The 16,137-nt window shown below is 38.2% G+C and carries 12 protein-coding genes and 1 riboswitch; of the genes, 9 read left to right on the forward strand and 3 right to left on the reverse strand.

Features of this window, described 5'->3' with window-relative positions; all coding sequences use genetic code 11:
- Positions 1-91: 91 nt before the first annotated feature.
- From GJU32_RS11590 to GJU32_RS11625, 8 genes are read left to right on the forward strand one after another with little or no spacing between them, the layout of a single operon-like run.
- The gene (locus tag GJU32_RS11590) at positions 92-2,485 is read left to right on the forward strand and encodes a hypothetical protein (protein WP_155592105.1); all 2,394 of its coding nucleotides are present in this window, start codon (positions 92-94) and stop codon (positions 2,483-2,485) included.
- Positions 2,485-3,420 carry an ABC transporter ATP-binding protein gene (locus GJU32_RS11595; RefSeq protein WP_155592106.1) on the forward strand — a complete coding sequence of 312 codons (936 nt, stop codon included), beginning with the start codon at positions 2,485-2,487 and terminating at the stop codon, positions 3,418-3,420. The genes GJU32_RS11590 and GJU32_RS11595 overlap by 1 nt, the downstream gene beginning before the upstream one ends.
- Positions 3,417-4,262 (forward strand): ABC transporter permease, encoded by an 846-nt coding sequence (locus GJU32_RS11600; RefSeq protein WP_155592107.1) that lies wholly within the window; start codon positions 3,417-3,419, stop codon positions 4,260-4,262. The genes GJU32_RS11595 and GJU32_RS11600 overlap by 4 nt, the downstream gene beginning before the upstream one ends.
- A 12-nt stretch (positions 4,263-4,274) precedes the next feature.
- Complete coding sequence (locus tag GJU32_RS11605; protein WP_155592108.1) at positions 4,275-5,723, forward strand: hypothetical protein; 1,449 nt, start codon at positions 4,275-4,277, stop codon at positions 5,721-5,723.
- An 11-nt stretch (positions 5,724-5,734) separates the two neighbouring features.
- Complete coding sequence (locus GJU32_RS11610; protein ID WP_155592109.1) at positions 5,735-6,730, forward strand: AAA family ATPase; 996 nt, start codon at positions 5,735-5,737, stop codon at positions 6,728-6,730.
- A complete protein-coding gene (locus GJU32_RS11615; RefSeq protein WP_155592110.1) occupies positions 6,727-7,602 on the forward strand; it encodes a DUF58 domain-containing protein in 876 nt (291 codons plus the stop codon). The genes GJU32_RS11610 and GJU32_RS11615 overlap by 4 nt, the downstream gene beginning before the upstream one ends.
- A gap of 11 nt (positions 7,603-7,613) precedes the next feature.
- The gene (locus GJU32_RS11620) at positions 7,614-9,359 is read left to right on the forward strand and encodes a vWA domain-containing protein (RefSeq protein WP_155592111.1); all 1,746 of its coding nucleotides are present in this window, start codon (positions 7,614-7,616) and stop codon (positions 9,357-9,359) included.
- Positions 9,343-11,940: a VWA domain-containing protein gene (locus tag GJU32_RS11625; RefSeq protein WP_155592112.1), complete on the forward strand. Its 2,598-nt coding sequence runs from the start codon at positions 9,343-9,345 to the stop codon at positions 11,938-11,940. Before GJU32_RS11620 ends, GJU32_RS11625 begins: the two co-directional genes overlap by 17 nt.
- Positions 11,941-12,089: 149 nt before the next feature.
- Here the strand turns inward: GJU32_RS11625 and thiW are convergent, their stop codons facing one another.
- Positions 12,090-12,590 (reverse strand): energy coupling factor transporter S component ThiW, encoded by a 501-nt coding sequence (thiW, locus tag GJU32_RS11630; protein ID WP_155592113.1) that lies wholly within the window; start codon positions 12,588-12,590, stop codon positions 12,090-12,092.
- A 92-nt stretch (positions 12,591-12,682) separates the two neighbouring features.
- Positions 12,683-12,790: riboswitch (TPP riboswitch) on the reverse strand.
- Between the two features lie 66 nt (positions 12,791-12,856).
- Positions 12,857-14,053 carry an MFS transporter gene (locus GJU32_RS11635; RefSeq protein ID WP_155592114.1) on the reverse strand — a complete coding sequence of 399 codons (1,197 nt, stop codon included), beginning with the start codon at positions 14,051-14,053 and terminating at the stop codon, positions 12,857-12,859.
- A 259-nt stretch (positions 14,054-14,312) separates the two neighbouring features.
- Between GJU32_RS11635 and GJU32_RS11640 the strand changes: the two genes are divergently transcribed.
- Positions 14,313-14,963 (forward strand): hypothetical protein, encoded by a 651-nt coding sequence (locus GJU32_RS11640; RefSeq protein WP_155592115.1) that lies wholly within the window; start codon positions 14,313-14,315, stop codon positions 14,961-14,963.
- A 237-nt stretch (positions 14,964-15,200) separates the two neighbouring features.
- Here GJU32_RS11640 and GJU32_RS11645 read toward each other — a convergent pair whose 3' ends face one another.
- Complete coding sequence (locus GJU32_RS11645; protein WP_196426673.1) at positions 15,201-16,028, reverse strand: MBL fold metallo-hydrolase; 828 nt, start codon at positions 16,026-16,028, stop codon at positions 15,201-15,203.
- Positions 16,029-16,137 lie beyond the last annotated feature (109 nt).

The raw sequence follows: 16,137 nt of genomic DNA on the forward strand, positions 1-16,137 counted from the left end.
ATTCATGAAGAAATCATAAGAAATGGAACAAAATGCAATTTAAATCGTATAATTATGTAACCATCTATTTACATAAAAAGGAGTTGAGCTTTTGAAAAAGATAAAAATGACGGCACTGACCTTATTAGTCATGCTTGTAATTAGCTTTATTTTCCCTTCAACACAGGCGAGTGCTGCTGCTACGTTAGAGGTCAAAGCAACAGCAGGTATTTCAGGTAAAGCTAAATATCAATCAGTGGTCCCACTACAAGTTACAGTAAAAAATAACGGTGCAGATTTTTCTGGGGATATGGCGATTAATTCTGCCAATTCTTATGAGGCTGCATCAGCACTCGTCGTTCCAATTGATATAGCAGCTGGAGAAGAAAAGACATTTACGTTCTATCTGGATGGTTTAGCTGACTATAGTTATTCGGACGCCGATTTATTTGCCTTTTATGAAGGGAGCATTGAAAAAGGAAAAAAGGTTGCTTATAAAGGAACGAAGCGCCTACAAGCAAACTTTTTAGATCCCTCTTCAACATTTATTTATACATTAACAGATAAAAGTGATCGCTTATCGGCATTTTTGCGTTTATCAACATTTGTTGCTCAGAGTAATGTGGAACTATTAAATATTAATCAATTAAAAGATTATACATTCCCAGAGGATCCACAGGGACTGGCTATGGCTAATGTCATTGTAGTAGATGAAGTGGCTATTGCCGACTTAACACAAAAGCAACAAGAATCATTACTAAAATGGGTACAGGATGGTGGCACATTACTCTTAGGAGCTGCTGATCAAATCGATGCAACAGCAGGTATTTTTAAAGAGTATTTACCTTTGTCATTATCACAAGAAATGACGTCGATTTCTGCAGAGGCTTTAACAAAATTATCAGGAGGCGGCATTTTTACGCAGCCTATTTCGATTTATTCAGCTACTAGTAGTGAAGGAAGTTTACCCGTACTAACAGAAAATAACGCAGTGTTAGCATCAAAGAAAAAAGTTGGTAGTGGAGAAATTATTCAAACAGCCTTCTCTTTAGGAGATCAACCACTTGCTTCAATGGACGGCTATGCTGCACTTATCGCTAAAATGATTGATGTCCAAACTATTTCACAGCAAGGGATGATGAGACAGGGACAATCTCCACTCGATCAAATTTCTTATGAGCTGCGCAATATTAACGAATTATTCCCATCTTTCGAAGTATCAGTGAGTTACATGCTTATCGTCATTATTCTTTATATTTTAATCATCGGGCCAATTCTTTATGTTGTCCTGAAAAAAATGGACAAGCGTGAGCACGCATGGTGGATTATTCCGTCAATCTCAATTGTCCTTTCGATTGTTCTCTTTATTGTTGGAGCGAAGGATCGTATTATGCAGCCACAAGTTCAACAATCTGCATTTTATAAGGTAAACGAAGATAGTAGTTTGAATGGTTATTATGTAGAATCTATTTTAACGAATCGTAGTGGTGATTTTGTGGTCAATGCTGATAAAAACACGACTGCCGTTGCCCTAAGAAATAATAATAATTTCACAGGCACGATGGGAGCATTACACGAATCTTCTTATATTAAAGAAAGTGCCAATGGTTCAACGTTAACATTACGTGATTTAAGTTATTGGTCTGTGCAATCTTTTGGAGGAAAAACGGCAGCGCAAAATATTGGCAAGATGGATATTGATATAACATTGAAAAATGAAAAACTGACAGGAACGGTTAAAAATAATTTCCCATTCGCACTAAAGGATGTCACGTTAATCTCTGGTGTGAAAGAAGTGAAATTAGGTGATATTGAAGCGAATAGTACATTGCAGGTCGATAAGGAACTGAAAACAACCGTTCTTCAAAAGCCGTCTGTATACAATAACTATAATTATACTTACCCATCGAAGAAGGATGAGGTAGACCCAATGCGTATTGAACGAATGAAAACATTAGCATTACCACTTGTAGAAAATGATAGACAGCCAATACTTACAGCGTGGACAGATCAAGCTATTGTAGGGGTTGAACTTGAAACTAGTGCAAATATGTCACCAATTACAATGCTTGTTCAACCATTTAAGGGGAAAGTGGAGCTATCAGGTCCATTTACAATGAAACGCAATAACTTTACGTATACATTAACGCCACTATCAGCAAGTGGACATTATGAAAAAATTGATGAGGAATTAAATAACTGGTATCTATCTGATGGATTATACGAAGTAACGATGGCCATGCCAGATCAATTTATGGACGCTGTTAAATCACTTAATGAAATGACAATTTCTAATAAGGATGTCAAGCGTATGCAACTGTCAATCTGGAATAATGAAACGAACGTGTATGAGCCGTTGGTTGATACAAAGCAAGTGTTTACGGAAAAGATTACAAAGTACATTAATCAAGATGGTGAGCTTCGAATTGAAATAAAATATGGTCCAGATCAATCAGGAGAGCAAACGAAGTTACCAGACATAGAGCTGAAAGGAGTGGCAAAATAATGATTGAAATTCGTGACTTAACGAAACGATACGGCTCCTTTACAGCACTAGATCATTTAAACTTGTCTTTAGAAGAAGGCGTTGTATTTGGATTTGTTGGTGCTAATGGAGCAGGTAAATCAACAACATTCTCTATTTTAGCAACATTATTGTCACCGACTTCTGGTGATGCCCTGATCAATGGTAAAAGTGTTGTGAAGGAACCAAAGGAAGTACGAAAACAAATTGGTTACATGCCTGACTTCTTTGGTGTATACGATCAGTTAAAAGTAGATGAATATTTGGATTTTTATGGAGCGAGCTATGGAATTCAACTAGCCGAGCGACAAGTACTAATTCCACAACTATTAGAACTTGTGAATTTAACTAGTAAACGCTATGAATACGTTGATTTATTATCGCGGGGAATGAAGCAACGCTTATGTTTAGCCCGTGCACTTATCCATGATCCAAAGGTATTAATTTTGGATGAGCCTGCGTCAGGATTAGATCCTCGCGCACGTGTGGAAATGCGAGATATTTTACGAAATTTAAAGTCCATGGGGAAAACAATTTTGATTTCTTCACATATTTTGCCCGAGCTAGCTGAGATGTGTGATGAAATCGGCGTCATTGATAATGGCAAACTAATTGCGCATGGCAATGTAGCTGCAATTCAGGCACAACTACAGGGAGAAAAGCGCATTGCACTGAAAGTGACAGATCGAATGGATGAAGTACGTGCATTTTTAGAGGAAGATCCTCATATTTCATCTATTGATGTTATCGACAATCGTTTAGAAATAGCCTTTAATTATCGTGGTACAGATGCAGATCAGGTGGCATTACTGAAAAAGGCCATGCTTGCAGATTTACCGATTTATGCATTGAGTGAAGAAGAGAAAGATTTAGAGGATGTCTTTATGGCGATTACGAAGGGAGCGGACAATCAATGATGGAAAGATTTAATAATCCGGTACTGGTAAAAGAATTGAAGTTACGCTTCCGTTCTTTTAAAAGCTTCTCAGGATTGATGTTTTATTTAGCAGTACTTTGTATTTTCATTGCAGGGTTTTTATTGCTTACGACTGAATTTACTGGCCGGGGCTTCTTTAGACCTGAAACAAGCTTTATGATGTTTGCTGTATTAACCATCTTACAAATGGCATTAGTTCTTTTTATTACACCTAGTTTGACGGCTGGAGCAATTAGTAGTGAGCGTGAAAAGCAAACATTAAATATTTTACTAACAACGACTCAAAGTTCTACACAAATTGTTGTTGGTAAATTATTATCTTCTGTAGCATTTCTAGTGTTGATGCTGGCAGCGGGTTTACCACTATATAGTTTAGTATTCTTATTCGGTGGGGTATCCCCTTCACAGCTTATTTCCATATTCTTATTTTATTTAGTCACTGTAGTAGCAATAGGTAGTATTGGCGTTATGTTTTCAACGATTACGAAAAGAACAATTGTTGCCATGATTGCCACTTATGGCTCGATTATTTTTTTAGGTGGTATTACAGCATTCTTCTTCTTTTTAACAATGGCCTTTCATCAGATGGGGAACGCCATTGGTACAAGTACCTCCTTTATGACCTATTTCTGGGCATCTATTAATCCGGGCGCATTGATGCTAACACTTATTTCACCAGAAATGGGCGATGCATTAGCTGAGCTTTCTGGTGTGGAACTACCTGTATGGATTACTTATTTAATCGCCTATGTATTAATCATTGTACTTTGTTTAACCATTGCGATTAAAAAATTACGTGCCAACATGAAAAGCAACCGGTAAGGAGGAATTGTTATGGAGCGTCGTACGCAGTTACGAAAATATATTCAGCGTGCAAAGTCGAGTTTAACACTTGAAAGAAGCATTCCTATTGTACAGTACGGTTTGTTTTTGGCATTGCTTACGAGTGCTTCTCTCGTTCTTATTTCAAGACTATTTGTCTGGCCGTATTATCGCCAAATAGCGATAGGCGTCTTCGTTATCATGATGGTGGCGACGATCGTTTACATATGGTGGAGACGTGTCAAAGAAAAAGAAGCTTTGCATACACTGGATCACTATTTTTCACATAATGAGTTGGTTACAGCTTTATCCTTTAAAGATGATCAAGACCCTCTTGTTCAAGCTTTATTATCAAAAGCCATACAAAATGTTGAAAAAGCTTTTACGGAATTTAAGGCTCGAAAGAAAAAATTGTTTCGTCCCAAGGCATTTATCGGCTTATTTGTCACAGTGGTAGTACTGGCAATTCTGTATATGTTCCCAGCAGCTACACAAATAGAAGCCATAGAGGTTGAAAAAGAGCAGGCTGTTATTGAAGATATGAAGAAGGAAGTTGCTGAACTGGAGAAAAAAGCACAAACAAAAGAAGTAAAAGAGCAATTGCAGGAACTTCAAAATACATTAAAAGAGGCTGAAACAGCAGAAGAGGCATTACGAGAGGTTGTGAAAAAGCAAAAGGAGCTAGCGCTTAAGGAGCAGCAATTAAAGGATAAGCAAACAGCTAGTCAAGATGGAGCTGCCGAAGGACAAGGTTTATCGAAGGAAGAAGTTGAGCAGCTGAATGAGTTAGCTCAAATGCAACAAGGGCTAACAGAAAATGCAAATGCCACACAAACAGCTATGAGTAAGCTTGGTAAACCAGCAAGTAATTCCTTACAAAATGCGATTGCCAGTGCCAATAATGCAAGCAGTAACAATCAAAACAATCAACAGTCATCTGGTAATTCCAATCCAAGCAATCAGCAAGGTCAAGCAGGTCAGTCTGGTCAAAACAATGCACAAAGTGGTTCACAACAACAGAACAGTAATAGCCAAGGTCAAAGCTCAAATCAACAAGGTAAAGGACAAGGTCAGGGTCAAGGGCAGGGACAAGGACAAGGGCAGGGACAAGGTCAAGGTCAGGGACAAGGTCAAGGACAGGGGCAAGGCTCAGGCTCAGGGCAAGGCAATGGATTTGGTCAGGGAGCAGGAAGCGGCCAAGGAAGTCGAAATTTGTTAACGACACCGAATCGGATTGGTGGGTCAAGTGAGACATCAATGGATGGTGGAGCATTAGGAGATGGTTCGCACGTATCCGAGCAACAAGGAAATGGTCCAATAACAAAGGGCTCAATTAGACCGTATGAAGAAGTTATGGGCTCTTATAAAGACAGCTATTTAGAAAGCTCGGAGCGTTTACAATTACCGAAGGATCTACAAAATGTTGTGCAATCTTATTTCACATCGATTGAGTCGCAGTAGGAGGAAAAGAAATGGCATTTACAGAGCAACAATATGTAGAAATGAGTAAGAAATTACAACAAGTTAAAGAAGAAATTCATCGCTTCATAGTTGGGCAAGAAGAAGCGATTGATTATACTTTGTATGCAGTGCTAGCGGATGGTCATGCATTGTTAGAAGGTTTACCAGGTCTAGGGAAAACGATGTTAATCCGTACAATTTCTGAAGTACTTGATCTGTCGTTTTCACGTATTCAATTTACACCAGATCTTATGCCAGCAGATATAACAGGGACAAGTATGATTGAACGTACACCCGATGGTAAACAGCAATTTACGTTTCAGCATGGGCCAATCTTTAGTCAGATGGTATTAGCTGATGAGATAAACCGTGCAACACCGAAAACACAAAGTGCCCTGTTAGAAGCAATGGGTGAAAAAACGGTGACAATTTTAGGGGATACTAAAAAAATGGCGAAACCATTTTTCGTATTAGCGACACAAAACCCTATTGAAATGGAAGGAACATATCCATTACCTGAAGCGCAAATGGACCGTTTCCTTTGTAAAATACTTGTACCGTATCCTGAAAAAAGTGAGCTAATGGAAATTATGAAGCGAACGACAGGCGCTCAGGAAATTACTTTACAGAAGCTCATGAATACAGAGGCTCTTATCGAAGCACAACAAATGGTGAAAGAAGTAATGGTTGCAGATGAAATGCTTGAATTTGCAACTGATCTAGTGGTGGCTACACATCCTGAAAAACCAGAGGCTCTTGACGAGGTTAAACAATATGCTATGTATGGTAGTGGTCCACGTGGCTTGCAAAGCTTAATAAAGCTAGCAAAAGCAAGAGCACTAATGAATGGACGTTTCCATGTTTCTGTAGCTGATATTAAATCTGTTGCAAAACCAGTTTTACGTCATCGAATGCTGCTGAACTATGAAGGGGAGGCTTCAGGGAAAACAGCAGATGATGTGATTGATGTCATTTTAGAAAAAATCCAGCAAGGTGTTAGTAAGTGACAGTAAAATACTTATTGCCCGAAGACTGGTTAGCGAAAATCAGTCGCTTTCAAGTAGCGACGTCCTCCAAACTACGCGGGCAGCACAAGGGCTCGCATCGTTCACAACGCTTCGGCGCTTCACTCGATTTCTCGGATTTTCGAGAATACCATTTAGGTGATGATGTACGTCAAGTAGATTGGAACGTCTTTGCGCGAACGGATAAATACTTTATTAAAAGATTTTTAGACGAGCAAGAGATGCGTGTACACATTTTACTAGATGCTACCAAATCTATGGGAGAGGATGCAAAGTGGTTATTCGCTCGCCAAATCGTGGCATCCCTAGGTTTAATGGTACTAGGTCGAGATGATCGTTTGTCTTTTTCATTTGTCCAAGATGAAGTGAAACCACCATTTCGACGTAAGGGTGCAATGTATCGCCGTGCCTTTTTACAGGTAATAACAGATATAGAGAAAGCGAGCTATTCAAATAGTTTTGCCCAAGGTGCATTAAAAGCTTTACCTAAAGATAGTACAGTGTTATTCATTGTCACAGATGGGTTAGAGCCAATTGAGGAATGGGAACAGATGTTAAAAAGGCTACCACGTTACGCTGGAGATGTTCGCATTGTACAAATTGTTACACAAGAAGAACTGTCACCAAATTATTCGGGTGACGTTCGCCTTCTTGACCGTGAAACAGATAATGACGTCAATGTGACGATGTCCTCTAAAGTACTAGAAACCTACCATGCAAGAAGGTTATTACATGAAGAACAATTTGAAGCCATTTGTCGTCGCTTTGGCGTTCGAAAATTACAATTGAAAGTGGAAGATGGATTGCAACATGCGATCTTCCAGCAATTATTAAAAGCACATTGGATTAGGTGAGGTGAGCCGTATTGGGCTTTAGTCAAATTATGTTTAGCTGGACGGCCATCATCCCGGTCATTGTCCTACTCTATTATTTCTTTCGTAAAAAATACACGGATCAAACTGTCTCCTCAACACTTTTCTGGTCTGAGATTATGCAGGAAACACGTGTATCACCTTATTTGAAGCATTTACAAAAAAATGCTTTACTCTATTTACAACTACTAGCATTGCTAATGCTTGTATTAGCACTCATGAATCCATATGTGAAAAAATCAACTATTGTTGGTGCACAGACAATTTTCATTGTAGATACTTCAGCTACGATGTTGGCAGGCAAAGGTCAATCAACCTTTGATACACATAAACAGGAAATGTTGACGTTGATGGATGAATTGAATGGCAGACCAGTCACATTGATTACAACTGGTGCTGCACCAAAAGCCGTATTACAGCAAGAAACAAATACTAAAGAAATTGAAAAAGCTATTGAAGATTTACAAGTAACCTATGAAACAGCTGAAATGAATAAGGCGCTTGATATAGCCCAAGCATTTGTTGGAGATACACCAACTTCTATCTACGTCTTTACGGATACACTTGATAAAAAACAATTACCAATGGACAAAGATTCTGTGAAATGGCTAGTAAGAGGTGCAGCAAAGGATTTAACAAATATCGCCATTACACGCTTTGCTGCTACAACAGATGGACAGGTTACGATGGCACTTGTGCAGCTTCATAATGATACAAATGTTGAGCAAAAGGTCACATTAGCTTTACAAAATGCAGAGGGTGAAAAGGTAGTAGCAGAGAGTGTCATTGTGCCTCCAAATGAAGCTATTACAAAGACATTTAAAGATTTGCCATTAGATAAATCGATGACAGCTCTTATTGATGTGAAAGATGATTATGCCATCGACAATCAACAAACTGTTTTACTACAAACGGCAACTTCAGAAATTGTTGTTGATCAAGGCATGCATCAACTGATACAAAAAGGATTTCAAACAGTTAGTAGTGGCGTGAAAATCGTTCCTTCTTTGCAGGTAGCTGACAATCAGGATGCTACGGTCATTACAAATCAAACAGCTTTATTGAAAAAGATGGAGAAACCTCTTGTATTATTTGGTCGTGATGATGCAGAAAAAGTGGAGACAAGTGGAACGGTAAGTACTACAAGTGACGCTTTATTTGCTTTTAGCGAACTAAAGGATGTTTATGTTAGTGCTGTTTATCCTGGATTTTCAACATACCAAACCATTGCGACTATTGGAGACGAGCCGTTCATACAACGTTCTCCTAAAGGTGATATCGTTGTATTAGCGGATATTGCTGATACGGATTGGCCATTACATCCATCATTCCCGTTATTTTTATGGAGTACTGAGCAGCAGTTATCAGAAGCAGTTGGTTCACTTGGTATTTTTACACCAAATGAACAACGTGCAGTAGCTTTAGCCCAAGGAGACTGGAGCGTTTATTCACAAGAAGAGGAGTTTCTATCATCTGTTACGATGGGCATGCTAGCTGCGCCAAAACAACCAGGCATTTATATGGTACGTTCAAATAATGAAGAAAAACATTTTATTGTGCAATTGCAAGCACAAGAACGTGTCATTGAAGAGGGAACAAGCTATACACTAGGCGACATTCCTACCATTGGAAAGGAAGGGACTTCAAAGGCTTCTTTCGTACCTTGGCTAATTCTTATTATCTTAGTATTACTTGTTTCAGAGTGGGAGGTGCAACGACGTCGTGGATTTACGAATTGATATGCCATTAGTATTGTTGCTATTGCTTCCATTACTTTTGTATTTTGGATGGACTTACTTTCGTGAACGGCAACGACTCAAAAAGAGTCATATCGTTGTCCTTGCTATTCGCATAGTGGCAGTTGGCTGTTTAGTTTTTGCACTTGCAGGTCCATATCTATTACTACCTATAAAAGAAGAGCAGATCGTATATTTGCTAGACCGTTCTGCTTCCATGAATGGTACAGAAGATGAGATGGTTCAGTTTATACAGGAAAGTCTACAATCGAAAAAGGATCCACAGCTTGCAGGGGTGTATTCATTTTCCTCTACTTTACAAACAGAAGCCATATTGTCAAAAACATTAAAAGACGTACCAAAGCTTACAGAAATAAAGGCTACAGATCAAACCAATATTGAACAAAGTCTACAGCTAGCAACAGGTATTGTTGATCCGAAAAAAGCAACTCGTCTTGTGCTTTTAACAGATGGCAATGAGACAAAAGGAGATGCTTTAGAATTTACCACGAAGTTTAAAGGATCGAATATTAGTGTAGATGTTGTGCCTTTTAGTCAACCAATTGTCAATGATGTTTCGCTAAAAAGCTTTGTATCCCCTCAGGTTGCTTATGTAGGAGAGCAGCAACAATTAGTAACTGAAATTCATGCTACAACTGCAGGTCAAGGCGAGCTGTTATTATATGAAAATGATGAGCTGATTCACCGCGAGGCAGTTGAGCTTACTGAAGGCACGAATGTGTTTACCTATAAACATGCAGCCACTGCTGAAGGGCTTGTAAAATATGAGGCAGTTGTTCAAGTAGGGCAGGATGCTATTTTCGAAAACAATAAGTTAACAAGTGTCACAATGGTACAAAGCGAACCACATTTACTCATTGTCAATGGTTATGAAACAGCATCACCTATCGCAGCAGCACTTGGTAATCAATCGATTGCCTATGATGTTGTAGAGGCTAAAAGTCTACCAAATGAACTGTCCAGCTATTTGCAATATAATGCTATCATTTTTGATAATGTGCCTGGTCACTTGGTCGGTGAGGCTAAAATGAGTGTTATTGAGCAAGCAGTAAAGAACTTTGGTGTTGGTTTCACCATGGTGGGTGGAGAGAATAGCTTTGGTTTAGGTGGCTATTTCAAAACGCCAATTGAAACATTATTACCTGTGGAAATGGAAATTAAGGGAAAAGAGCAATTACCATCATTAGGGTTAGTCATTGTGCTTGACCGTTCTGGTAGTATGCAAGGATCAAAGCTAGAGCTTGCCAAGGAAGCAGCTGCACGTTCTGTTGAAATGTTGCGAGATGAAGATACATTAGGGTTTATCGCCTTTGATGATCGTCCTTGGGAAATTATAGAGACTGGGCCTCTTAGCAGTAAAGAAGAAGCAGTAGATACCATTTTATCGGTAACACCAGGTGGTGGAACAGAGATTTATAGTTCGCTTGCGAAAGCCTATGAAAACCTCGAAGATTTAAAGCTGCAACGTAAGCATATTATTCTCTTAACGGATGGGCAATCACAATCAGGGAATTACGAGGATTTAATTGCTGAAGGAAAAGATAACGGTATAACATTATCAACAGTAGCTATTGGGCAGGATGCAGACGCTAACTTACTAGAAGCACTGAGTGACATGGGCAGTGGTCGTTTCTATGATGTTATAGATGAGCAGGCCATTCCTTCCATTTTATCTCGTGAAACGGCTATGATTTCCCGCACCTACATTGAAGATAATCCATTTTATCCAGCTATTTATAATGCTGCGGGATGGAATGCGCTATTTGCCAATGGCGTTCCTCAAATGAATGCTTATATTGGAACAACGGCAAAACAAGGTGCTACAGTGATCGCAGAAAGTGAGAAGGAAGATCCAGTGTTAGCACAGTGGCAGTATGGTCTTGGTAAAACTTTCGCCTTTACTTCAGATTCAACAGGTAAGTGGGCAGGGGATTGGGCAAGATGGCAGGACTGGGGAACATTTTGGCAAACACTTATTTCCCAAATGCTCCCAAGCTATAATGATGTTGCCTATGATGTTAGATTAGAATCAGATGGTTCATTTATGATTACTGATCCTACAAATGAAGCAGCATTTTTAGATATTGTAGCGGTTAATGAAGCAGGGGAAGAACTAGAGACACAGTTTGAAACCATTTCCGCTTCTCAAGTTCGAGCAGTAGTACAGGCAGAACCTGGACTAATTTTCTTCCGTATAGCTGATGACAAGCAGGCCATTTACCAGGCGGGATTAAGTGTTCCTTATAGCGCCGAATATGAACTACTTCCTGTTAATGATCAACTGGTAGAAAAACTAACCCAACAAACTGGTGGTGCAATGTTAAAAGAACCACAAGATGTTTTTCGTGATTTTACCAAAAAAGGAGCAGACCGCCAAAATATTGCTACATGGCTACTTCTAGCAGCTATGCTTCTATTCTTTATCGATATAACATTAAGACGTTTTGGATGGAATTTCCTAGCTAAACCAAAGAAACAGGAGCAGTTGGTTGAGGAAAAACCTGTACAGGCAGAAGATACGAATGTTGCACAATTATTAAAGGGTATGAAAAAACGATCATAATATGGTAGAAGCAGTGCAAAATGTAACGGTTTTGCACTGCTTTATTGTATTAATTGGGGAAGCTGTATTGATAGAGATAAAAGGGAAACAAAGTGAACAAAAAGTGTGACTTTCGTTCAAGATAAAGAAGGAAACCTCTTTTGACCTACTCAATAAAGTGATGATTTAAAATGCTTTACTAACACTGTTTTTCGCAAACTGCTAGCAACGGCAACACCTAAAATAGCCCCGACCGTACTTGAGGTTAAAAAGGCTGGCATGAAAAATAATGCAGCTACCGATGTCCCTATTAGTAACTTTGCATACGGCACTGCAATGAGTGAAGCAAGAATACCTGTTCCGACAACTTCGCCAATACCAGCTAACCACATTTTATGGCTGTATTTATAGGTAAGAGCAGCACATAATGCGCCAATGACACTTCCCGGGATAGCTAATAAAGAGCCCGTCCCAGTAAGAATACGGATGATGGCAGTGAGAAAGGCAACTACAATTGTTGGTACAGGCCCTAGAATAATTGCACCTATCACGTTAATAGCATGTTGAACAGGGTAGGCACGTGCGATCCCGGTCGGTATGGATATGAAGGTAGAGCCTGCAACGGCAATGGCTATTAATAAAGCCATGACTGTTAATTTACGAATTGACATGAAGTTCACTCCTTTTGATAATGCTCACTAGAAAAAATAAAAAGACCGCTTCCTTTAAACAATAGGAAGCGGTCTTGCATATACAATGAAAATAGCAAGTAGCGCCACTTCCCTCCGCTAGTATGAACTAGATCAGGTTCAAAGGGTCCGTATATGAACATATACATCTCAGCCTTTTAAAGGCTCCCCTAGTGGTTAATAGCATTCAATTTAGTTGACCAACTTTAATGTAACATACGGCTAAAAATAGTCAATGATTTTTCAGACTATTTCGTATCGGGATGCATCAAATGAGGTGCTTTTTTCAATGTCCAGATGAGTGCAAGGAAGAAGCAGGCTAATAATATGATAGAACCGAAAATGTACGGACTGTTCATATTCCAGTCAAATAATAAACCTGCCAATGCTGGCCCAATCATATTTCCTAGACTCATATAAGCATTATTCAAACCAGCAGCAAACCCTTGTTCTTTCTCTGCAAGTTTTGAGATGAGTGTATTAACAGCAGGACGAATTAATGTTGTCGCTGTAGAGAAAATAGTTGCTACTACTAATATAAGAGTAAAGCCAGAAACAAATAATATTAAGAATATAGCAACGGAGGCAATAAATAAATTGACTAACACTACTTTCATTTCGCCGAAGCGATTAAAAAGTGGTGTAATAATAAACATTTGTACAACTACCCCAAAAGCACCACCGACAACTAATATAATCGCTATGTCTACTGGTGTGTAGTTAAACTTTTCCGTCACAAATAATGACAATGTCGTTTGGAAATTTGCAATTCCGAACGAGAACACAAGCATGATAATGAGCATGACAAAATAAGGCATATGTATGGAACGCGCCATTTGCTTGGCCAGATTTTCTTGCTTTTGCTTCTGTTGAGCTGTATTTGGTTTAGTAGTTGGCAATAAAAAGTAAGATAAAATAGATGCTAGAATGGCAGCAGCCCCAGCTGTGAAAAATGGAAAATGTAAGCTTACCTTTGCAAGGAAACCGCCGATTCCTGGTCCAATCATAAAACCAAGAGACATGGCAGCACCTAACATACCCATTCCTTTACCTCGTTCTTCATAGGTTGTGACGTCGGCTACAAATGCCATAATTGGAGGTGCAATAAATGCGGAACCTAGACCGCCTAAAAAGCGAGCCAAAAAGAGCATCCAAACATCTGTAGCAAGCCCAAAACCGATTTGTGCAAGACCTGTCACGATTAGACCGAAAATAATTAAATTTTTACGACCATACTGATCCGAAAGATTCCCAGCAATTGGAGAAAATACGAATTGAGCTAAGGCGAACGTTGCAATTAGCATACCTAGAACTTGTCCTGCTGCACCGAAAATTTTTAAATACTCTGGCATGACAGGAATAATAATCCCAATACTCCCCATTGCGATAAACATATTAAACATTAAAATATACAAAGCCGCCTTATTGGACTTCTGCTGGGTCATCGAATAGCCCCCCTTTTTTGTAATCAAATATAGTACAGTCTATCATAAAGAAATAATGCTTGGCTAATAGTTAAGATTGTAGTCATTGGTTCAATATTTAAGATGGTTTTCCATAAAAGTTTCGCCATAGCTACAGAAAGAAGAAATACAATACAATTATGTATTAAAATGGATGAATTTTCATCTCGAGAACTTGTTCATGCATGGCAGAAGTATATGTGAGGGATCAGTGGATTGTAGTAGAGGGAGTCATTATTTGATGATAAAAGGAAGTGTACAAGTGCTTTATTACTCAAAAAAGAAAAAAATACGAGGTTGGAAGAGACATAAAAGAAAAATTGAAAGATGGAAGCAAAGCGCAATCAATTTAAATATCGACTGTTTAAGGAATTACCAAAGACAATACGAAAAATTATGGATTCATCCCTTTTATGCATGGGTACGAAAAAATCCTCCCAATTGGTATAATCGACTTTTACTTGATTCAATGATTGAAGTTTACTTGGAGTGGCATCAAAAAATGGTGGATGAAAATGAAGAGTTTTATTTAAAAATCTGGCTTTATGATCCTAATTTTATCAATTCACAAATTGTCGTTGCCTATCGAGATTGTCTTGATTTCTATAATAAACCCTTTGAAATAAGGAAAGAATACAAGGAATTTCCTTTCTATAAATTTCATTCTTTGAGGGACAAGTTGGAACAATTTCAGTGGGATTTGCACATAGAGATTGATTATTACGATGAAAACGACTTGAATGAATGGTTAGAAGAAGGAAGTTTAACTGAAAAAGAAGTATCAAAAATTAAGGGAGAAGCCTATGAAACCATAAAATTTGAAAATGAATTCGGGAGTTACCTGCAATATAGTCTCGACAAAGGAGATGTTTGGATAGGGACTTTAAAGTGAAAAAAATAATACAGTAATTGTTGAACTAACAGAGGGCATTAATTGAACAGAGAAACAGTTATTATGATGTTTCTCTGTTCTAAATAAACTAAAAGTATTTTTGTTTAAGGTCTTTTCTAAGCCTTCCACTTAGTTGTACATATATCCGAGTAGTTTCACTTTTTTCATGCCCCATTAAACGGTGAATTACTTCGATGTGCATGCAATCGAAAATCCTTCTAATAAAGTAATATTAACTTAAGTAGTGAATAGCTTACCCTCTATAGCATTTATATACCTTACAGCTGAGTTATGAACAGATTGTTTTGCATCTTTTTTCACAATACGGAGAAAAGCATCATATATTCGTTCAAAGTGTAGATTCTCTACTTGACTTAAGATTCTTTCCACTGTTTGAACAGGAAGTGGAATAAAATTAGGGAAACTATACATAAATGTTACCCAATTGCGGTCAGCCACTACACGAATGATATCTCCCACTAGTAATATGCCTTTTTGTTGATAACCATTTCTCCATTCTAGTATTGTGGCTCCTTTAAAATGACCACCCATACGATAAAGAGTTAACCCATTCTGTAAAGTAAGAGATTCACCAGACCAAAAAATAATCTTGTCACTAGTTCGTGTAACCCATTTTTTATCATCCTCATGAATATAAATAGGTGCATTAAAAGCTTCTGCCCATTCAACTTGACTTGAATAATAATGAGGATGAGATAATGCGATGGCATCAATTCCCCCTAACATCTCTATTTTATCAATCGTTTCTTGATCAATATATGAAATACAATCCCATAACAAATTAAAACCTTTTTCTTGAATTAAATAAGTGGTTTGTCCAATCCCAAATGTTGGACTAGTTGTAATACTGAATAATCCATCTTCTTCAAGATTAATGTTATTTTTATAAATTTCAGAAGAAATCATGTTGTCCAAAGTTGTCCAAGTCTGCCCATTTACACTAACATATTGTCTTTCTTCTGAACAAATAGTACATTGCTTTGGCTCTTCCACTGATTTTTCATATTGCGCCCCACATGTTTCACAAATGTAGTAATTCAAAATTATTCCTCCTTTAAAATCCGTAACCTCAATTCACTACAGCCTTATATTACCAACATAATATAAAATTGTATTTACAACTTTAGTCTGAAATACAAAATTATGTAAAAAT

It is taken from the genome of Lysinibacillus cavernae, assembly GCF_009724685.1.
GTDB classification, from domain to species: Bacteria; Bacillota; Bacilli; order Bacillales_A; family Planococcaceae; genus Lysinibacillus; species Lysinibacillus cavernae.